General features: G+C 33.7%; 11 protein-coding genes and 4 pseudogenes. 6 read left to right on the top strand and 9 right to left on the bottom strand.

Translation table 11 applies throughout. The annotated features are described in order from the left end of the window. Window positions 1–5: 5 nt before the first annotated feature. The 5 genes and pseudogenes from OPR48_RS02765 to OPR48_RS02745 form a co-directional block, all read right to left on the bottom strand. Window positions 6–1,248 (bottom strand): annotated as a pseudogene (locus OPR48_RS02765) (DNA modification methylase). Window positions 1,249–1,390: 142 nt separating this feature from the next. After that, window positions 1,391–1,867 (bottom strand): crossover junction endodeoxyribonuclease RuvC, encoded by a 477-nt coding sequence (locus OPR48_RS02760; RefSeq protein WP_265026480.1) that lies wholly within the window; start codon window positions 1,865–1,867, stop codon window positions 1,391–1,393. A gap of 1 nt (window position 1,868) precedes the next feature. Continuing rightward, window positions 1,869–2,339 (bottom strand): AAA family ATPase, encoded by a 471-nt coding sequence (locus OPR48_RS02755; protein WP_265026479.1) that lies wholly within the window; start codon window positions 2,337–2,339, stop codon window positions 1,869–1,871. Continuing rightward, complete coding sequence (locus OPR48_RS02750) at window positions 2,305–2,562, bottom strand: AAA family ATPase (RefSeq protein WP_265026478.1); 258 nt, start codon at window positions 2,560–2,562, stop codon at window positions 2,305–2,307. The genes OPR48_RS02755 and OPR48_RS02750 overlap by 35 nt, the downstream gene beginning before the upstream one ends. 604 nt (window positions 2,563–3,166) lie before the next feature. Beyond that, window positions 3,167–3,802, bottom strand: a complete 636-nt coding sequence (locus tag OPR48_RS02745; protein ID WP_265026477.1) for a hypothetical protein — start codon at window positions 3,800–3,802, stop codon at window positions 3,167–3,169. Window positions 3,803–4,670: 868 nt separating this feature from the next. Between OPR48_RS02745 and OPR48_RS02740 the strand changes: the two are divergent. Beyond that, a pseudogene (locus OPR48_RS02740) lies at window positions 4,671–5,681 on the top strand (virulence RhuM family protein). Here OPR48_RS02740 and OPR48_RS02725 read toward each other — a convergent pair. After that, window positions 5,659–5,952 carry a BRO-N domain-containing protein gene (locus OPR48_RS02725; protein WP_265026473.1) on the bottom strand — a complete coding sequence of 98 codons (294 nt, stop codon included), beginning with the start codon at window positions 5,950–5,952 and terminating at the stop codon, window positions 5,659–5,661. The pseudogene OPR48_RS02740 and the gene OPR48_RS02725 overlap by 23 nt on opposite strands. 1,301 nt (window positions 5,953–7,253) lie before the next feature. Here OPR48_RS02725 and OPR48_RS02720 point away from each other — a divergent pair. Continuing rightward, complete coding sequence (locus tag OPR48_RS02720) at window positions 7,254–8,285, top strand: virulence RhuM family protein (RefSeq protein ID WP_265026472.1); 1,032 nt, start codon at window positions 7,254–7,256, stop codon at window positions 8,283–8,285. Between the two features lie 823 nt (window positions 8,286–9,108). Here the strand turns inward: OPR48_RS02720 and OPR48_RS02715 are convergent. From OPR48_RS02715 to OPR48_RS02705, 3 genes and pseudogenes are all read right to left on the bottom strand, one after another. Further along, a pseudogene (locus tag OPR48_RS02715) lies at window positions 9,109–11,304 on the bottom strand (AAA family ATPase). A 768-nt stretch (window positions 11,305–12,072) separates the two neighbouring features. Then, complete coding sequence (locus tag OPR48_RS02710; RefSeq protein WP_265026471.1) at window positions 12,073–14,829, bottom strand: DEAD/DEAH box helicase; 2,757 nt, start codon at window positions 14,827–14,829, stop codon at window positions 12,073–12,075. Between the two features lie 45 nt (window positions 14,830–14,874). Next, a complete protein-coding gene (locus OPR48_RS02705; RefSeq protein WP_265026470.1) occupies window positions 14,875–15,588 on the bottom strand; it encodes an SWIM zinc finger family protein in 714 nt (237 codons plus the stop codon). Window positions 15,589–16,003: 415 nt separating this feature from the next. Here OPR48_RS02705 and OPR48_RS02700 point away from each other — a divergent pair, with 415 nt between their 5' ends. From OPR48_RS02700 to OPR48_RS02685, 4 genes and pseudogenes are all read left to right on the top strand, one after another. Next, window positions 16,004–19,522 carry a host RNA manipulator TomO gene (locus tag OPR48_RS02700; RefSeq protein ID WP_265026469.1) on the top strand — a complete coding sequence of 1,173 codons (3,519 nt, stop codon included), beginning with the start codon at window positions 16,004–16,006 and terminating at the stop codon, window positions 19,520–19,522. A 195-nt stretch (window positions 19,523–19,717) separates the two neighbouring features. Further along, window positions 19,718–20,329, top strand: coding sequence for a TomO hydrophobic C-terminal domain-containing protein (locus tag OPR48_RS02695; protein ID WP_265026468.1), 612 nt, complete (start codon window positions 19,718–19,720; stop codon window positions 20,327–20,329). A 90-nt stretch (window positions 20,330–20,419) separates the two neighbouring features. Next, window positions 20,420–21,006 (top strand): annotated as a pseudogene (locus OPR48_RS02690) (patatin-like phospholipase family protein); the annotation flags it as partial. Between the two features lie 76 nt (window positions 21,007–21,082). Then, a complete protein-coding gene (locus OPR48_RS02685) occupies window positions 21,083–21,634 on the top strand; it encodes a hypothetical protein (protein ID WP_265026467.1) in 552 nt (183 codons plus the stop codon). Window positions 21,635–21,690: the final 56 nt, after the last annotated feature.

The raw sequence follows: 21,690 nt of genomic DNA, 5'->3' as shown, positions 1-21,690 counted from the left end.
TTTCCTTATTTCGCCCCTTGCTGTCTTGATTCTTGAATTTGCGCAAAAGTTTTACCAGAACCGAAAAGGGTGGAATCTCTTCCCGTATACACCTGCCAACGCTTTATCGTTACATCGACGAAGGCGGGATCAAGTTCTATGGTTCTACAGATTCTTCCTGTCCTCTCACACGCAATCAACGTACTCCCAGACCCGCTAAATGGATCAAGAACTATGTCCCCTGGTCTACTGCTGTTTACTATCGCTCTCTCCATTAACTCCACTGATTTCATCGTTGGGTGCAGTGAGTTGTATGTTGGCTTATCGTAAAACCAGAGATCACTTTGATTACGTCCTCCATGCCACTCACGTTTATTGCCGTTTTTCCAACCGTAGAGTATTGTTTCGTATTGTCTTTGATAATCAGATCTCCCCAGTGTAAAATGATTCTTTACCCAAATTATGAACGTTGACCACCTTCCTCCTGCTTCTTCAAATACCTTCTGCAAGGTCGAAAGCTCTGATGATGATGCACAGATGTAAATTGCCCCTTTGGTGTTTGCTAAAACATGAGTACAAATGTCATACAGAAAAAATTCGTATTTTTCACCTTGATCATCGTTTAGTATTTTTTTGTCTTCCCTTTCCTGACTGTCACCATATGCTACGTTATACGGAGGGTCACACACGGTAATATCTGCCATTTTATCGTCTAATACCGCTTTAAATGATTCAACCAGACAACTATCGCCACAGTAGATTCGATGACCACCTAAAATCCATAGATCTCCTGGTTTTGACACTACTGACTTTTTATCAACGAGCTCTGAAATTTCTTTTTCTCCTCTTTCTACCTCTTCTTTTCCATCAATGTCGTCGAGAAAGCGTTGGACTTTTTCTAGCTCAAATCCGGTCATTTTGAGGTCAAACTGCAAATCTTCTAACTCTTGAATTTCTACCTTCAAAAGATCATCGTCCCACTTTGCCCAGTTAGCTGATTGATTGGCCAGTAACCGAAAATTTGGTTTGGGCTTCACTTAAGTTATCACTGAGCACCACTGGAATACTTTCCATACCCAGTTTTCTTGCTGCTTTAAGGCGTAAATGACCATCTACCACAGTGCCATCGCTTTTTGCAACTATCGGAATACGAAAACCAAACTCCCGAATAGAAGCGCACATTCTGTTTACTACCTTGTCATTATCACGAGGATTGCGCCCATATTCGACAAGATTTTCAATAGGATAGTAGTGTATTGCTAAGTTCATATTAGTGGAAATTCTTATTAAATTACTAGTGGAGATTCTTAACGATTTGTTAAAAAATTAATAATTAAAATACGTCTGACGCTAGAGAGGGATCGGGCTTTTCACCACCAAAGCAGCCTGGCTGGCGGGAAGGATCCACATTCTATGGGATGTTTAGCATATTAAAATCTTTACTAAAATTATTAACATAGAACATCAATGCCAAAGCATCCGCTTCATTATCGTCTTGAGGGAAAAAACCTTTGCCCCTTACAGCTTCAATAACTTCACCCTTACTTGCATTGCCTTTACCAGTGATAAAACGTTTTATCGTCTTGACAGGTACACCTTGATAAGGTATATTGCTTTCCTCGCACCAAGCAGTCAGAACGGCATAAAAACCACCATAGCAATGAGCTGCATCAGTTCCAAGATGTCTTCTCACTTCTTCAAAATACACTGCTTCAATATCTGAAAATCTTTCCCTCATCTCATTGAGCCACCTACGAAAATTTAAGAAGTGCATTCCACCTCCGCTGAAACGGCTACCATGAAAATTTTCACTGCCACTTTGAATTACTCCATCTGTCAGAATTGCCCAGCCTGTTTGTTTGCCGAGGTCTAGTGTTAAAATAGACATCCTAAATTACAAAAACCCCATTTTGATAACGTAATAAGTGACTTGACCTTCCACAATGTAGAATACGCTCATCACTTGCTTCTTCTGATCTAGATAAGTAAAATGCCCTATTATGCCACATATCTATATTTGTATCGTGTTTACACAGCAAAACAGCGCAATTTACTGTCCTTGCTATATTGGCACAACAAAGCTGCATAAATTGCCTACGGTGAGTACAGATATCTTCATCTCCTCCAAATAAATCTGAAGCTGCATCCAATATCACAAGTTTTGGTTGAAAAGATTTTATGTCTTCAAGCAAATCGTAAAAATAAGGTGTTAATCGACCCGTATAGCTGTCATTGAAAACTATAAGTGAATTATTTTCACCTACTCGAGATAATAAACGAATATTGTTGACAAGATCAGGAGAATCTGCATTCAGTTGGTATAACTCATTTATTGCACATTGCTTGCGCTTTTTTTTCATCCTCACAAAATAAAGCATATGTCTTAACTTGTTTAACATCTATACTGAGCCAAGGTTTTCCGGTAGCAACTGCTGTCATTAATTGCTGAACGAGAAGGGACTTACCAACTTCATAATCACCACTGAGATATGAAACATTCCCTATAGAGAGCCAATCTTGTATGATGAATTCTTTTTCGGGAGGTGAACCAACCCATTTTGAAACATCTATTGCATTGATCATAAAATTATTTAAACATTAAATTGGTAGCATAGATTCCTGTCTGGTTTCTTCAAAATACGCTATGAATGGGTTTTTGTAGGCCAATAACAAGAATCTTGTGCTACCATCAGCTCACCAGATTAAGTGAGTTGTTATATATATTCACCTAAATTACAAAAACTGTTCACTTTTTTTAAATTTTTCTTTACAAAGCGTAAAAAACGTGCTAAACTTACTTGTGAGTTTACTATACAGTAATAGAATTGCTAAGAATGCCATTTATTCGAGTTCTAAGGGGCATTATATGCGTTCTTTGGTAATGGTAGTATTTTGTACCCTATCTAGCCTTAAAACAAAGTTTTTGCCTCATCTAAAAAAATACAAAGCTGTTTCTTCTCAATTACGTAACTTACCAAAAGCCTAAATTACTTCATTTCTTTTGCTTTCTTCAATCTTCTCTACTCTGTTTATTTGCTGAGATCGAGTGTTAGATAAGCTATTTTACCCCTAATAGTTATATACCACTTTTAGTTCAGTGTTATTTTTTTCTTTTTTCGTTTAAATTATTGCTACTCCCCCTAATAGTTATATACAGTAAATGTAACTTTTTGTTCAGTATTAATTATCATTTTATTGCACAATTTGGTAAAGGTGTTTGAGATAATCTAAATCTTGATAGTTGCTCCACTACCTTATTTCTTTTATCCATTGTTTCTTTTTCAATCTTTTCCACTTCATTTCTACATTTTTCAATCTCCTCTAAGTTTCCTTCAAATTCTTTTAACCTTTTATCCATTATATCAATGAAGGCACTGATGTCAGATTTTAAGTTTTCCACTTCTTTTTTGTCTTTACTTTCTTCTATCCTTTTTTTTATCCGGTTTTTGATATCAGAATCTAAGTTCTCTTCTATTTCTCTTCTCTCTATACTTTTTTCCAGCAAGTTGATTAAGATATTAATATCAGATTCTAAGCTTTCTACCTCTTTTCCAAAAACTTTTATATAATCCAAAATAAGATCTAGTATAAATTTATCTCCTCTATAATTCAGCTCAGGTTGTATTGTCAATAGCCTTATGAGCTCGATCGTTGCTTCTTTTCTTTTTTCTACAGAGCCATAGATTTCAGCATCTTCTAAAAGTCTAAAGACATCAATATTATCACGCAAAAAATTGCTGAACCTAAGTTCTTTCTCTGCATGATTTCTCATGGGCGTATCATTTGTTAGTCTCAGCTTTAGTTTTTCATACATCTTAGGCAAAAGCTTGTCTAAGTTGCTTTAAATCTTTATCATAAGCTGAAGAGTGCATAATGAACATAAGACGCCTAAGCAAAGAAACCTGTTATTGCTTTTGCATTAAAAGGGTTGTTGTTATCATCGAAATATTCCATGAGCCTCTCATCCGGTGTTTCTTCTTCTATGGCAGTAGCTAGTTTAGTTAATTCTCCAAGCTCTACTAACTTTTTTCCTTTAGCCTCATCTATAAGTTGCTTATAAAGGTTGTTTCGTTACTGAGAGTTTTGCAATATTCTTTTAACTGCTCAGAGGTTTGCAATAAAAGTTGTTGTATTCTCATAAAGTCTCCATTAACCCCTTATACACAAGAAATTACGAAAACTGTTCAATTTTTTTAATTTTTCTTTGCAAAGCGTAAAAAACGTGCTAAACTCACTTGTGAGTTTGTTATACAGTAATAGAATTGCTAAGAATGCCATTTATTCGAGTTCTAAGGGGTATTACGTGCGTTCTTTGGCAATGGTAGTAATTTTGTACCCTAAAGTTATATCTAGTCTTAAAACAAAGTTTTTGTCTCATCTAAAAAAATACAAATTCTCAATTATGTAACTTACCAAAAGCCTAAATTACTTTATTTCTTTTGCTTTCTTCAATCTTTTCTACTCTGTTTTTGTTTGCCGACTTTTGTGTTTGAAGCGCATCTACAAACTACCTCAATACCCTTCCATAATATATATACCGGATTTCTCATCACTTTTTCCGGGATTTTCTAAAAAAAAGTTAAAATAATTTCAAAACTGCTTATCAGCTAAAGCTCTATTTTTAATGTTTCACAGTTGCTTATCTCTTTCACAAATAACCTATATACTACTTGAAGTAAGGTAGAGTAGATATGATAATAAATGGAAACGAAATTTTATTATATACAACTCCAGACGGAGACGTGAGAATTGATGTTTTGTATCAAGATGAAAACATCTGGCTTGCACAGAAAAAAATGGCAGAGTTGTTTGATGTTAATATCAGAACAATTAGTGAGCATTTACAGAACATATTTGCCAGTCAAGAGTTAGATAAAGATTCAGTTGTCCGGATTTTCCGGAATACTGCTGAAGATGGTAAACAGTATTCTACACAACTTTACAACTTAGATGCAATTATAGCTGTTGGTTATCGAGTTAATTCTAAAAAAGCAACATCTTTCAGAGTATGGGCTACAAAAATTTTGAGAGATTTTATCACCAAAGGATTTGCATTAGATAGTGAACGATTAAAAAACGGAAAGAAGTTTGGTAAAGATTACTTCAATGAATTACTTGAAAAAATCAGGGAAATACGAGCATCCGAACGTAGATTTTACCAGAAGATTACAGACATTTATGCCGAATGTTCTGCAGATTACGATCCAAATTCAGATATGACAAGACAATTTTACGCAAAAGTACAAAATAAATTATATTGGGCAATTTACGGCTTAACTGCGGCAGAATTAATATACTCTCGACGAAAAACCACATATGGGGCTAACTACATGGAAAGATGGTCCAGGTAACAAAATTCATAAGAGTGATGTAAGTATTGCGAAAAACTACTTGACTGAAAAAGAGTTAAGTGAACTAAATCACATTGTTTCCTAGATTATGCAGAACTTCAAGCAAGAAAGAATCGGCTAATGAAAATGCAGGATTGGGTTGAAAAATTGGATGCATTTTTATTGCTCAATGATTATGAAGTACTTAAAGATGCTGGTAAAGTTAGTGCTGAAGTTGCAAAAGCCCTAGCTGAAGGAGAATACGAAAAGTACAGAGTTGTACAGGACAAATTACATGAATCTGATTTTGATGAATTGATTAAAGCAAGTAAAGAAAGTGAGAAAATAACTACAACAAAAACCAGCTTGTAGTTGAGTTATCTGTGTTTGACATCTTGTTTACCACCTTTTGTTTTAATTTCAAGGGGGGGGTGACAAGTTGTCCCCATCCTTCAGAGAGTCCTATATCTCTGTTTTTTATCTTTTTTAGGTAATCAGATGGGTTTTTACTACCTGTAAGAGAAGCTATTACCTCTGTTATCACATACCACCACTCTCCATTGTGTAATACTCTAGTCATATTGCTATTATCAAATGCAGTAGTTTCAATGTCCCCTTCTTGTAAAGTTAAAGTATCAGTCATACTAATGTTAGCAAACTCTATAAACTTAAGAATAACTGTAGAAACTAAAAAGGCACTATTTTTTTTTAAATCCGAGCAAAAATGATATTCTGTTGACTACTACGAAAGATGCGGTCTGTCAGTTCCAGTAGTTGTTTTTTGCCTACTATGGAGACATAAATCTTTGTCTCTGCCATACACGATAAAATTGGAGATATAAATTTTGCTCTTTGTCTCCATTTTAAACGGCAATCAAATTTTACGAGCTTCTGTTTCTTCTTCTATGGCAGTAACTTCAAACTTTTTTCCTTGAGCTTCATCTATAACTTGTTTATAGAGATTACCTGAAGACTCACAATATTCCCTTGGGAGTTTTAGATAAAAGTCGTTGTATTTCCATAAGACCTCCTATATAACAAAATAACCTATAACCAGCTCTTGTTGTACCGAAATTACAAAAACTGTTCACTTTTTTTGAAAAAAATATTTTACAACGAATAAAAAACATGATAAACTAAGATAAGGGTTTTTTTATAACAAGTAAAAATTTAAAGTAAAAAATAATTTAGAAATGCCTCGTAATCGAGTTTTAAGCTACCTTACATGAGTAACTTAGGTCTTGGTGGTATAATTGTACCCTGAAGTCGTAGAATCGTTTTAAAATCGCATTAAAGGTTATTTGTTGTATTTATGAATATTTTAAGACTTTTTCTTGTGGCATTTCCGGGTCCTTTAACTTCTTTTTTTCACTCCCTTGGCATTACTTTAATTCTAGTTGACCTTACTAATTCATTATATATTTTCATATTGTTTATTATTATTTCCTATATTATTAATATATATATGTATAGTATTATTTACATATTATAATAATATATAAGATTTTCGGAAAATGGAAAGCTAGCTACTGTAGCGGGTTTTAGGGCGATCTGATTCATTAAGTCTTTTGGAAGTGGAAAAATAACGTCTTATAGATATTGAATGGATAAAAATACAGAATTTCAATAATTTAGGTGTATTGTATTTTTGTTGCCTTATTTTGAAATTTTGCCGGAAATCACGGAAACTATAAAACCCAGATCGGCTTAAAGTTTACTTCTTAAATGCTTTTTGGTAGCTCTCTATGACCCCTTTTAAAACGCAATTATGGACCATCTTTATCGAATCACTTTATATTTTTATTATAGGTTGTAGTAAGAGGGAAACGAACAGAGATATTGTATACAACTTTCTTCTATGTATCAATTGACTGGCTCTGCGTCTAAAAATTTGTCACTTAAAGCAGAAGGTGCTATATATGCAGTACATGGCTAAGGAGGTATATGAACAACAAATCACTAGATTATAATGAAATTTTGTTCTACGAAACAGACGACGGAAAGGTATGTATTGAAGTTAGATTTGAAAATGAAAATCTATGGCTTACTCAGAAACATATGGCAGAGTTATTTGACTGTTCAATTGATAATATTTCATTGCACTTAAAGAACATTTATCTATGTAAAGAACTAGACAAAAATTCAACTACCGAGGAATCCTCGATAGTTCAAAAAGAGGGAGAAAGAGAGGTAAAACGTGATGTAATTTTCTACAATTTAGAGGCTGTGATATCAGTTGGTTATCGTGTTAATTCAGAGCGTGGTGCTGCTTTTCGTACATGGGCAACTGATAAACTAAAGAAGTATATTTTCAAAGGTTTTGTGATTGATAGCAATAGATTTAAAAATGGCTCTAAATTTGACACTCGATTTTTTGATGAGTTACTTGAAGAAATTAGAGAAATTCGTGCAAGTGAGCGTGTGGCTTATCAGAAAATCACAGACATTTATGCAACTTCAGTAGACTATGCAAGTTGTTCATCTGAAACGAAAAATTTCTTTGCTGTAGTACAGAACAAATTGCATTTTGCTATTACTGGAAATACAGCGGCAGAAATTATTGCAAACAGAGTGGATGGAAGTAAACCTAATATGGGCTTAACAAATTGGCGTAAGGCACCTAAGGGAAAAATCTTTCTTTCTGACACGCAAGTAGCAAAAAACTATTTAGATAAAAATGAAATTGCTCAGCTAAACAGGATAGTAAGTATGTATATAGATTATGCAGAGTTTCAAGCTGCCAGAGGTAAAATAATGTATATGAAGGATTGGAAAGAGAAATTTGATGCATTTTTAAAATTTAATGAGCAAGATATATTGCAGAGTTATGGCAAAGTCTCTCATGAAGTAGCAATTACCTTAGCTACAAAAGAATATGAGATATTTAGAAAAACACAGGACAAGTCATACAAGTCAGATTTTGATAAATTGATAGAAGAAAAGAAAAGTCTTGATCAAAAAAGTGTAAAAGCTTAGGGCTAAATCTCATAAAAGTAAAGAAATCAGGAAGAGGTAAAAATTATAGAATCGCTTTATATTGTTTCTTCTGAGCATTTATCTTTCGTTTCTTTTGCCAGATAGCTTGAAAGAGGTGTATATGAGCTGAAAAATATCAAGTGAGTTTTCTAAATAAGACCCATACAAATTTTTTCTTTACAATGAATAAAAATGACGTTAAACTTACATATAAGTTTATTTGCACCAATGGAATCATTAAGAATGCCTCATAATCGAGTTTTAAGCTACCTTACATGAGTAACTTAGGTCTTGGTGGTATAATTACCCTGAAGTTGTAGAATCGTTTTAAAACCGCGCTAATTGTATCTTTCATTAAATGTAAATATCTTAATAATGTTTTGTGGCAGCCTTTCTGGACTTCTTTCTTTTTGCTGTTTAAGTTATTGTACTTTATTTGCATTTTACTATTATTTTATATTATCTATTATTATTTATTACTATTATATATATAATATATAAGGGTTTTAGGAACGTAAAATCCGCTATACTGGCTGACTTCAGACACATAATAACTAGGAACACTTTTAGGAATAGAGGGCAAAAGGTTAGGATTCAAGCGATCTTTAGCTTCCTAGTTTCTCATTACTTATTTAGTAACCAAGGAATCAGGAATATAATTCAACCATTTGATGTCTTGTTTCTTATCCCTTCTTAATTGAAATCATAGCTTATAATAGGGTTGTGGCTCCGAAGTTAGTATTTTTGATTGAGTAGATGATAGATTGAATAGAGAAAATAGGGCAACTCTAAAATATTTAAAGAGCCACCCATAAAGAAAGACTTATAAGTTTTGTCTACAGCTAAGATCTTCAGCCCCAGGAGTGAATTGCCCTACACCACAAGCAAATGGTCCTGTTATAACGTCAAGCCATTTATCTTCTTTTGCACCTGTAGACATTCCTTTAACTAACTGCTTTGCTTGTAAAAGTTCCTGAACTATACGCTCTAGTCGATCCCTTCCCATGCTGTGAAAAACTTCAGGTAGTCTATACCGTTGCTTATATACTCCTGTGCTTCCTGTGTGAGTAAATGGGTGTCCTGCAACAGCAGATCGTGTAATTGCATCAGTAAGACATATTTTAAGGTCTTTTTCACTAGCATTTTTAACTGTTAGTTGTATTGTTATATCTTCTAGTAGCCCTGTTTCCTGATTTCTTAGGTAAGTTCTTACAGTGCGATCAGCTAAACCATTGGCCTTCACAACTGCCCCATGAAACAAAGCATTCTGTCTTGGTGTTTCTCCTACTGCCTTAAAGATTTCTAGCCTAGCTGTATTTTCTATTGGCCAAAAAGCGCATGAGCATCTAACACCATTAACAAGAGCAGAGGTACCTCTAATTGCATCGCGTGCTTGTTCAGCAGTTAATATCGGTTTTTCTCCTTTTGGCTTTCTCATGTGATGAGCAGTAATTATCGAAGCTCCAGTACTACATGCTAAATCAGATAATAAGCACATTAGATAATCCCCTACAGCTGGATCAGCATTTATATCTGCATGGATAAATGAAGCAAGTGGATCAAATACTATCAATTTCAGATCTTTTATTTCCTCGAGCTGTTTCATTACGGATTCAAATTCAGGAGAAACTTCGACGATTTTACCACGAACATTTCTGAGTATTGTAAGTGATCCTCTGACGTTTGGCAGTGGTACAATAAATAATTTATCTTTATGTTTCAACCTTTCACACTTAGGGTCGAGTCGTTCTAAGCGGCGGTGTATCTCACTTGCATCATCTTCTGCTGAAAAAATCACTACTGATCCATGTTCAGTAACAAGTGAACCAAAGCCACACATCTGATCCTTATCACTTGCAACCTTAAGCGCTAGGTCAAGAAGAAGCATACCTTTGCCTGTATCTCCCATTGCTGCTATTATTGAAGTAACACCTAAAGGAAATAGACCTTCAACAAGAAATTTTTGCTCTGGTACCGGACCTACAAAGCGCTCTGCACTCCAATCTAAAATGTTAAGTGGCTGTTTTGTGGATCTTTCTAAACTTTTCATATTTGAAGTATCAGTAGCTGGAGTATCAATAGTAAGTAACGGAGTTGAAGCTAAAAACTCTTTGACATCTATACCTTCCTCTACACAATCAGCAGCATCCCATTTCTCAGGTTTACCTTGCGGAATCTCAAGAACAGCAAGTGATGCAACTCCGATCTCTAAAAGCTTTTTTTTAGCTTTTTTTGCGTATTTATTACCTGCTTCATCATTATCTTGCTAAATAATAATATTTTTACCTTTAAGGGGTGACCAGTCTGTTTTATCAACATCTGCGTTTGCTCCAGACATTGTTGTTGTAGCTGCAATCCCTTGTTCTATCAAGCTTTCTGCACATTTTTCTCCTTCAACCAGAATAACTTTATCAGATTTTAAGATTTCTGGAATGTTGTAGAGTGGCCTTATTTCTGGTGCAGCAAACTTAGATCGTTTTACATCAAAAGGCTTGTATACTTTTTTCTTTCCAGGAGGATCAGAACGATAAACTTTTACAATGATCTGGCCATTTTCATCATAATAATTCCAACTGTGGGTAATAAATTTCTCGAAGTCTTCGTCAGCCTTTGCGCATTTTTTGCCATATCCAAGCCATTCACTTATAGAAGCCATCACTTCACAAAAGTCTCTCTTTGTATCTTTTCCCTGTGCACTTGCCCAAATATCAAGAACATCACCTTTCTGCCCAGTTGCAAAATCCTGCCAGAGTCCGGCTTTTCCACCAATTAATGCTACTCTGAGGCTTTGTCCTTTGTTACCATGCACATCACCTATTCGGAATTCATCTCCATGAAAAGTTCCCCTTGGGAATAAATAAGAAAGGCATGATCTTATGTTTAATAATAAGTGTCTTTTAATTTCTTCTACATCAAATTGCTCTAATGGTTCTAAATGTGAGACAGTATTGTTAAAATCATAATATTCATCATTTAAAGTATTTTTTTGTTTGACATCAGTTAAAAAATCTTGTACCATAAATTGAAACTCCTTTTAAGATTAAGCGTTTGAAAGGTTTTTGAGTAAGGCTGTTTTGATTGGGGTCTTACTCTCTTCTTATGAAGTAAAAACTGCAATAGGAGGTTCTCTTGGCAAGGCTATATTAAGAAATAAAGGAAGTCAGTTTAGGTTTTAGTATCTTCTTTCTTTTAAGAAAAAATGCTCTACTATAACTCTACTATATTTTACTCACTATGTCAACCTCTTAGTTTTTATTTTGTTGATATATTGCATACTACTAATATGTAAGGAATTTTGGCTAAACCTTCCCATATACGCAGGCATAGTTTAATTTAAGGTGGAATTATAAGCGAATAGAAAACCCTCTACTATATATATACCGGGTTTCTTATGACTTTTTCTGAAAAAATTAAAAACTTTTTTCTTTGGAGGAGTTTGGCCTGATATGCTACCTATTAATGATTTAATGATAATCTTTTCAAGCCATCTGTAAAAATGAAAAGTTTCTGAAAACGGCAATTACTTTTTGATTCACGAATAGAATTATTAAAGATGCCTTTTATTCAAATTTTAAAGGGCATTACAGGTGCTAAAGGGGTATAGTGGAGTGGTAAAATCGCTTTAAAACGTAATTACAGGCTTTTTGCCTACCAATGAGACATAAAACACAAAATTTTGTCTCCATTATACATGATGAAATTGGAGACGTACATTTTGATCTTTGTCTATATTTTGAACTATTGAGCGGTAGTTATCTGGTTCTTTACATTAAATAACTCAGCTATATTATAGTGCATTTTTTATATTAACTAAATCTCTTAATTGATCGTTGTTAAATTCTGTAATCCAACTCTCGCCACTACTTATAGTTAGGTTTGCTAATTCCTTCTTGCTTTGAATCATCTCATCAATACGCTCTTCAAATGTACCTGTTGAAAGCAGTCTGTATACCATAACATTACGCTCTTGTCCAATACGATAAGCTCGATCTGTTGCTTGTGCTTCCACTGCCGGATTCCACCATAAATCGTAATGTATTACATGGTTTGCCGCTGTTAAATTAAGCCCTGTTCCTCCAGCTTTTAAAGATACTATAAGAATATTGGCTTGGAATAAGTTTTGAAAATCATTAATCATTGTATCATGTGCTTTTCGAGAAAGTCCACCATGTAAAAATGGCACTTTTGATTTAAATCTTTCTTCAAGTAACTTAGATATAATTTTACCCATTTCAGTATATTGAGTAAATATTAATGATTTTTCTGCAAGATCACTAATCACAGTCAATACTTCTTCTAGCATCTGCATTTTACCGGATTGTTCAATACTCGCATGCTTTTTCTTGCCGTACTGTGATGGATGGTTACAAATTTGCTTTAAAGCATTGATAAGTTTAAAGATTAATCCCTTACGTTCAATTCCTTCACTTCTTTCTATCTTTTCCATAGTTGTATTAACGACTTCTTGGTAAAGTGCTGTTTGCTCTGGAGTCAAAGAACAATAACGATTATTTTCAATTTTATCTGGTAGATCCTGAATAATGCTTTTATCACTTTTTACCCTACGTAGCATAAAGGGGTGGGTAACTTTCATGAACCTCTCTAGACAAGCTTTGTCTCTCGCTTTTTCAATCGGTGTTGCAAAACGAGTTTTAAATTGCTTAGGGGTACCAAGGTAATATTTATTAGTAAAATCAAAAATACTCCAATACTCTAGTAGTCTATTTTCAACAGGTGTACCGCTCATAGCTATTTTATTTTTTGCTGTAATAGCTTTTATAGCTTTGGTCTGTTCACTGTTAGGATTCTTTATATTTTGGGCTTCATCAATCACGAGCAAAAACCATCCGACTCTGTTAAGCTCTTTTTTATCACGACGTGCAAGACCATAGGATGTTAGAGCTACATCATAATCACTTGCCAATTCTCGATTTTGTCCGTGATAGATGAAAAGCTTTAATTCTGGCGCAAAACGTTCTACTTCTCGTTGCCAATTACTTAAGATGCTTGTGGGAGCTACTACCAAGACTCTGTCCCGATCCAAAAACCCTGTATTTTTGCAATATAGAATAGCTGCTATAACCTGTAATGTTTTACCAAGACCCATATCATCAGCAATTATACTACCAAACCCACTTTCTATGTTCTGTACAAGCCAACTAAATCCGCGTTCTTGATATGGGCGTAGTTGTGCTATTAGATTATTTGGCGTAGTTACAGGTGTGTAAGTATTAAATTTTTTAAACAAGCTTGTAAGCTGCTGGTCAAATGCTACTTTAGTTTCATTTACTTCTCCTGTTAGAGCAGCTTGCATAAGCTCTGCTTGACTTAAATAATCAGGCAATTTATCAAGTTTTTTTAATAAAGCTTCTACCTCTTTGTCATCCAAAAGGACGTATTGATCCACGATTCTTACAAACCCTCGGGAATCTTTTAGCAATTTTTTAAATTCTGTAACGCTTAGTTTTTTATCTCCTATTGCTATTTTCCAATCAAATTTTAATAAATTTTCCAGCGTTAAAAAACTTTCTCGATCTTCTTTTATTTTATCCTTGGTAGACAAATTAAGACTTAATTGTGGTTTGAAGATTTTTTGTAAAGATTTTGGCAAAATAACTACGATACCAATTGCTCTTAATACAGGCAAGATATGCAAAAACAATGGTGCAAAATCATCTAAATTAAATGATAATGTGCTATTATCGTCAATCGATTTTTCCAATTCAGGTATGTATTCAGACAAGAGTGCAAGGTCAGATAAAATACTAAGTTTTATGTTTTGATTAGAAAGTGCTTTTTCTAGCTTTATGAATGACTTTTCATCATCTAGGGATGCCTGTATATCAAGCTCAAATTTTTCATGGTGATCTTTTATCATTAAATAGAGTTTGTAAGGTTTATCTGCTAAATAAAGACGTGAAAGCCAGAGATTAATTGCTTGCGGTATTTCTTTGTTACTAAATTTAGTAAACTTGTATGGATTTCCTGTAAAGAATAATTCAAAGATATATTTATCTCTATACTTATCCAGTGATACAGGAAAGTTATCTTCTATATACCCTAAAAGGATAAGAGAGATAGCAACATTTACTTGTTCCTCTGGTTCCACAGCGATTTCTTGATATTTAATCAATAGAAGCGGACAAATAGATGATATCTTGCTATGAATTTCCTTAACTGACTCATTAAACAACGCCGGAGTCCACCTAATTATAATTTCTCCTCTTTTGTTTTGTAATACTTGTGGTATTAGCGCTGACTTTTCCATCAGCATATGTGCAAACTGTGAAATCATATGCATGAAGCGAAGTTCAGGGTTAAGTTTGTGGAGTAACGAACTAGGAATATCATTTAAAAATCGTGCTACATCCCTCAATACATTTTCACTGAGCCTAAATAAATTAGTTGCACCATTGCTCACTTGAGTAAGGTAATGCTGATCATTAATGAATAATTGAAATGTTTGCCAATTCTCAATATTTCCCCATCTTTTAATAAATAGCTCCTCTTCTGATAGTTCCTTCTTAGAAGCTGGATAGTACACTAACTTTCCTGCAGGATACTTTTGCCAGTGCTTATAAGCTACCTGTCAAATATTATGGAAGTTTTTTTCAAAAAAAAGTGGATTATCTGTTAAAATACTACTGATACAATCAAAAAGGTTAGGAATAGTTGATAAATCAATATCATTTAAAATTGCTTGGTTATGTATTCTAATTTTAGAACATGCCTTAAATATATCATCTATCTTTAAAATGTTTTGAGCATTTTCTAATTTTCCATTCCCAAAATCATCGATAAGTGCTGACAAATTACAATTATGAATATTAAAAATCATGAAGGGGTTTTTATCAATTTCTGCAGCAATAAGATACATTACAGCAGCAATGTGTTTACAAGGCATAGCCCAATCAGGACAGTTGCAACTTGCATTCATTTCCTGCCAATTTGAAGGAAACAATTTAATACCAGAGTCATTAAGCTTATCAAACAAGCTGACTGATAATTGTCTATTTATCAATTTAGCTAATATAGTTGGTGAAGTTTCAATTATTTGGCGAATAGTATGTTGTTCTGATGAACTTAATTCATTAAGTATAATTTCGACTTTATATGGGTGAGCACGAATTTTATATGCTGAGCTATGAACTTTAGCTGTAACTATGTGACCATTAATTTTAATACCAAAAGCTCGACCAGTATTAGCACAAGTTCTGCCACGTGGAAGACGGTTATCATAATCAATTCTATTGAAGCACTGAAGCCATTTCTCTCCCCACCATGTTCTTCCATAGATAGTCATTTTTTAAAATCGTATATTTCAATATAAATAAATTGAATATTAACCTTATAGATAATTTTTTTTAAACCCACCTTAGAAAAACTATAGTGTTTCTTCAGAGCAAGCTACCAATTTTAGAACGGTTTAACATCAATTACTACTATAAAACGCCAACAGAAATAAGTTAAAATAAGCATTTGTTTGTTGCTATAGATCAAATTTACTTATGTTGAGCTGCATAAAAGTGCAACCAAGACTATACAAAAAGACTTAAAACTCTCAAAACCTTATGAATTTATATGTAACCAGTGCTCCTAATTTATTTACAATTCATCACTCTCTGGGACCATACACCATAAATTGGGGTTAAAAGGTTTGCTTGGCAAAATTAATGTTTAGTGCTATACTTAATTAGTTATTAATAGAGGATTAAAATATGGTTATTCGAGCTGATTCCCTGGATTCAAGTTGGGTTGATGTAAGCGGAGAAACAATTGGAACTAAAGATCGTCGCCATTCTGGAGGTTCAGATATTGAAGTAGAGTCCAAAATTTCAGACAGTGGAAATCGGGTGGTACCAGCTATTTCACTTAGTAGTGAGGCCACGTACCATGATGATCTAAGTCCAGAGAACCATATTCTTGCAAATACTGATCAAAATCTCGAGTCTCTTATTATTACCAGAGATGCTAAAACGCTCTCGAGTATATCACGTATTCAGGCTCTTATAAATATTCTAAATGACGCAATGAACGAAAATAATTTCAAAAAACTAGATGAGGTTGTAGAAAATATTAAAAGTTATGAAGATTCATTTGTTGCTGATCTTGATGTTGAAAGTTTCAAAAATTTTTGTATAGATTACCTTAGTTTAAAATTAGAAGACCAAAGGGTAGAAAGCTTTGAAGAAAGACAATCTAGAGGCGATCATTCGTATATATTTAGCAATATACTTTCTCGCAGGTATGATATAGAAAAAAATAACTGTAATTATTCGGCAAAAGAGTTGTTACTTCTGGCAATTGCAGCTAATGACAAACTTGCAGAAAAATACCAGGACATACTTTTTGCTGAAGGAAATTTGAGTCTTTTACCTCTACTTATTGGTAGTCAAAAATATATTGCAGCTTTTATAGAGAGATTTCCTGACCTTTATATTGAATTAAAAGATCAAGTTGTACAACTTAACGAGCTCAACAAGATTGGCTTTTTTTCAGTTATAGCATTAAGAAAAGAACAAAATTTATTAGATACAGTTCTTATTGAGTACGTCTTAAAAGATCTTGAACAAGTGTTGCAAACAAGTAGCTTTAACCCTTTATATGGCGTGCTTGAAACAGCGTCATTAGTACAAAATGAAGAATTTATCGAGAAAGTATTAGATGTAGTTGAAGGAGATGTTAAGTTTTTTTTAAATGACCTAACTAGAAAAATTTTATTAAAGAACAGTTTCATCACTCTTTTGGAAACTGCAATAAGTCAGGAGCATGTTTCAATTGTTGAGTACTTGTGCAGAGAACGTATTGAAAAGAAAGATCCAATAATTCAAAAAATCTATAAAGAAGCATTTGCAGATGAGAAAATTGTTGCACAGATTGATAAACAAATTTTGAAAAATATTCATAGTGCTGGCGTGGGACGTAAGGAGAAAAAACAAAAAATTTACGACCTAATTTTAAAAGCTGCTTTATACACTGGCAATACGGATTTTATAATAAAAGTACTAGATTTAATTAAAAATGATCCCAAATTTTTAGGCAATACAGATAGGCAGACCTTCTTGCAAAATAGTCTAGTTACTATTTTAGATAATGCTATAGGTGAAAAACGTTCCTCAATCGTTCAAAATGTGTACGCAAATTTTATATTGAAACTCGCTAAAAATTCAAGAGTGGAGTTTTTAACCATCCAACAAAGATATCAAAACGCTTGTCATACTTCTATAAGTGTAGATAATAATATCGCCGGTAAGTTTAATGAGGAACCTAATGGAGATGATTCAAATCTAGAACAAGATGAATTTGAAATAACTGATATTCAAGAAGAGCAAGAGCCAAGTGTTTTAGGATCAAATAGAACTGAAATTGCAGGATTTAGCCAAGAGAAGTTATTAGAGATCATCAATTTTGTTAAGGTAGGCTATTATGTTGGTGATTATAATCTTAATAATAAAAAGTTTTCTGAGTTAGAGGAAAGATCTTATAGAGTTCCAGCTAAACTTAAGGAAGAAGGTTATAAAATAATTCAATTCTATAATATGCGTGATAATGAACAACCATATCGACATGCTGGTTATGTTTTTATAAAAGATAAGGAAATAACTATAGTTTACCGCGGTAGTCGTAATCTCTTTGACTATATTACAGATATTAGAATACCTTTAATTTGTGCACCTGAGCTTTTGCCTGAAGGTGGAAAGATCCACTCAGGTTTTTATTCTTTATTTAAGGATTCTTGGGGCAGTGTTTATAAGATATTAAAAGGACATGCTAATGATCAAAAGTTAGAAATTAAAGATTTTAAATTTAACCTTACAGGTCATAGTATGGGAGGTGCCATTGCCAACATAGCTGCTCTACATTTTAGTGTAGAAGAGGGTGCAGAAGATTTGCATGTTGCAACTCTTGCTTCTCCAAGGGTTTTTGACCCTTCTGCTGCTAAGGTTTATAAAGAGCGCCTTGGGAAGAATACTATTAGAGTAGTTAATCAATCAGATTTCATACCTTCATTACCATCTGGTTCTATGGGTTATAAGCACGTGGGTGAACAATTAAGGGTAATTAGTGATTCTTATGCCCATTCATTAGACATATATCGCAATCTTATTATAAATATTGAACCTGACAAATTTAAGTCTGATAATAACGTATCTATATACTATTATCCTTCTTACCTTGCTACAGTATTGTATAATGTATTCACTGCACCAAGTTACCTCATTCCAAATACCCATTCAAATGGTGATGAACAATATTTTAAACAAGTAAAGAACAAACATAAAGATGCTTCACTTTCTGAAATGATGAAATATTCTGGATCTAGTAATGAACAGAAAGTAGTAATTTATGAGGATTCTGAACCTGGTGAAGACGGGTTTATAACCTTTGTGATGCCATCTTTACATAGACATGGAAGAAGTAAAGGGTTAAAAGTTAACCTTTCTGATATTACTTTTTTTGTTAACAATAATTATTATCTCAGTGGAGACACTATTAGTCTGAGGCTGTTGAAACCCTTAGTTGATAACTATCCAGGAAGCTTGGCACTTATGAAGAAAAAGAGTAATAAACTTAATGGAGGTTCTTTTTCTACCGCAGCTATCTCAACGTTAACAATAGCTGAAGTTTCTTCAACGAATTCATCTTTAGGTGATCATAGCAATAATAATGTACAAATCGCAGTGCAGAGTGATGAGAATCAGCAAATGAATTCTGAAAAAGCTGGTAGCAGTAACACTCCAGGAATTCCTGAACAAATACTTGTACCAAGTAATGAAAAAGAGCTTGTAGCAAGTACAGGTTACGGTATGGGAGATGTCATTACCAAAACAGGAAATGCAGGAGATTTGCGTGTTGCAACTTTGGGTGCTCAACAGGTTGTTCCTCGTGGAGGGACTGTTAGTACTATTGAAGCATTAAAGAATTTGCCTAACAACAGAACAATCAAAATTTTTCTCCTTAATGATCAGAGTGTTGCTCAAATTTTTAAAAAGTCTGATCGAGAGGTCGAATTTTCTTTCTCTAATGGTAATACCTATGAACTTAATTTGCATTTGATTAATGAAGAAAGTCTAAAAGTGCTATTTAATAAAGAAAATTCAGTTCTAGCTAATGCTATTAATGATTTTTCTACTGTTAAAATGCCAATTTTAGAACAAAAAAGTGGTAAGAATGAACAAGCTCCTATTCAATTAGCTGGACATGTAATACGAGAGGATTCCATACAAGTAGTATAGCCGAAAAGTTTAGTAAATATTAGGGATAATAATGTTCAACTTGTAAACGAAAGTGATCAACCAATTCAGAATGATAATGTAGTAGCTTCTATTAGTAGCGATGATAATCATAGTGATTCAAGTAAAATTCAGTTAGATGAATCACGAACTGGTAGCGATCAAGTATCCAATCAATCTACCGGACATATAACAAAAATGGATAATGAGCAAGCTCCTCTCAGTGAGGGTAATTCTAAGCTTGAAAGTGATCAACAAGATCCACAACCAGAAGTTTTACCTATAGTGCTCAATGGCAATCCTAATAATATAGCTGTTACAAATGAAAATGTTAAAATGCCAATTCTAGAACAAAAAAGTGATACCAAAACCAACAACAAGCAGTCTACGAATCCAAACAATGTAGGTGTTACTGCACCATCTGTTCAACCAGCTCCACCTAAAAGTGTAGATAAGAATAGTGGTAAAGAAGATACACAATCAAAATCAACAGGGGTACATTTAGTAGCTAGTAAAAACCCTAAACGAGTAAATAATGCTCAAGGTAACAGCAAACAACCTAGTTACAACCCTGCTCCACAAAATGCAAAAAGTAAGTTGCCTGTGATAGCTGCTTCTATGTTAGCAATAACTGGAGTTACTACAGGGATAGCTATTGCAGTTTACTTGGAAATGCTAATGGTAGGAATAGCAGTTGGAGCTTGTTGTCTAGTTGCTGCTGCAATCATATACTATTGTAATAAACCTTTAAATTCACTTGAAGGAAGTAGTGTTGATAAATTTACAGATGGGGCTTATTACACAAGGTAAATTAAGGAATAAATATTATAGTTTACCATTTAATAATTTATTATCATTATGTTAATTATCATAAAATAAGAACCAAAGCCTGATTTAAAATGCGTACTCGATAAATACTTCTGCGAAAGTACTATTGCTGATGTTTCAAGTAATCTACTGCTTACCAGTTATGATATACACAACAACTGTCCATTTTTCCTTAAAAGTTGGAGAGAAAACAGGAATTTCATCAAGTTAAAAGATGCACTCAGAGCAACAATAGCAGCACCAACTTATTTCTCCCCTAAATACTTAAAAATCAATCAAGAGGAAAGAATGTTGATAGATGGAGGGGTGTTTGCCAATAATCCAGCGGCATGTGCAAGTGGCAAGAGATTATTTCTAAATGACAACATTATCCTGTTATCAATAGGTACTGGAGGAACAACCAAAAGTATAACTAATTCAAAGAGATTGGGAAAAATAGGGTGGATAAAGCCACTATTACACGTAATATTTGCCTCTGGACTGGACTGCGTAACTGAATCAAGTAATAGGTCATAAGAATACAATCACAACTGAAAGTAGCATCAGCTGAGATGGATAATATTACATCAAAAAATATTAAATGTCTACAGCAAGAGGCAAATGCAATGATAGAGGACAACCAGGAAGCAATAGATAGATTCTGCAATATTGAACTATAAACGATGCCAAGCAAACTAAAGAAATAAAGCAAAGAAAGGTTTAAAAAACATAGTTTCGCCCAAAAAACATAAAACTGTGACTAAGGGGCAAGAAGCTAAGCCAACACCTTCCATAGAGCAACCTCTAAAGTTGATGGCACTAGAGCAGAAGACCTCTAAAGTAGAAAATGTCAAAAAAGATAAAAAAGGAATAAAAGAAAAAATAAAAATCTTAAAAACGAAGAAAGCAAAACCCGTAGAAAAAGAGCTAAAAAAGGGTAGCATATTCAAAAAAGGCTTCAAAAAGCTAAAAGGAAAAGTAAAAAAATTAAACCCAATAAAGGTTAAGAAAAATAAGATAATCGGGAGCAAGAAGTTAGCATTTTTACTGACCGCTGGGACGATTGTGGCAATTTTACCAACATTCAGTCTAGCTCCTCTGCCAGCACTAGCAATAACTTCTGCATGTGTTTTCAGTATTAATTTTATTGCAGTCAAAACATTAAAGAAGTTTATCAAACAACGCAAATTAGCAGCAGAATCTAAAGAAGAGTCAACTCTAGCCGAACCAAACAAGCCGGAAGAAGAAATTCAAGATGTATCGGTCGAATCAATAAAAGAAGAATCTAAGCAAATTTCCAGAGAATAGACTTAGCTATTTATTACCGCATTTGTTACAGCAGACAAACCACAACTAGCTCCAAG

The organism is Wolbachia endosymbiont (group A) of Bibio marci, from assembly GCF_947251645.1.
Lineage (GTDB): Bacteria > Pseudomonadota > Alphaproteobacteria > Rickettsiales > Anaplasmataceae > Wolbachia.
The sequence above is the reverse complement of the archived record's forward strand: the minus strand, read 5'-3'. Positions and strand labels throughout refer to the sequence as shown.

Excerpts from the sequence above, each read along its gene's own strand:
- OPR48_RS02760 (WP_265026480.1), bottom strand. The coding sequence starts at position 1,867 with ATGTCTATTTTAACACTAGACCTCGGCAAACAAACAGGCTGGGCAATT.
- OPR48_RS02755 (WP_265026479.1), bottom strand. The coding sequence starts at position 2,339 with ATGAAAAAAAAGCGCAAGCAATGTGCAATAAATGAGTTATACCAACTG.
- OPR48_RS02720 (WP_265026472.1), top strand. The coding sequence starts at position 7,254 with ATGAACAACAAATCACTAGATTATAATGAAATTTTGTTCTACGAAACA.
- OPR48_RS02750 (WP_265026478.1), bottom strand. The coding sequence starts at position 2,562 with ATGATCAATGCAATAGATGTTTCAAAATGGGTTGGTTCACCTCCCGAA.
- OPR48_RS02700 (WP_265026469.1), top strand. The coding sequence starts at position 16,004 with ATGGTTATTCGAGCTGATTCCCTGGATTCAAGTTGGGTTGATGTAAGC.
- OPR48_RS02725 (WP_265026473.1), bottom strand. The coding sequence starts at position 5,952 with ATGACTGATACTTTAACTTTACAAGAAGGGGACATTGAAACTACTGCA.
- OPR48_RS02705 (WP_265026470.1), bottom strand. The coding sequence starts at position 15,588 with ATGACTATCTATGGAAGAACATGGTGGGGAGAGAAATGGCTTCAGTGC.
- OPR48_RS02695 (WP_265026468.1), top strand. The coding sequence starts at position 19,718 with ATGGATAATGAGCAAGCTCCTCTCAGTGAGGGTAATTCTAAGCTTGAA.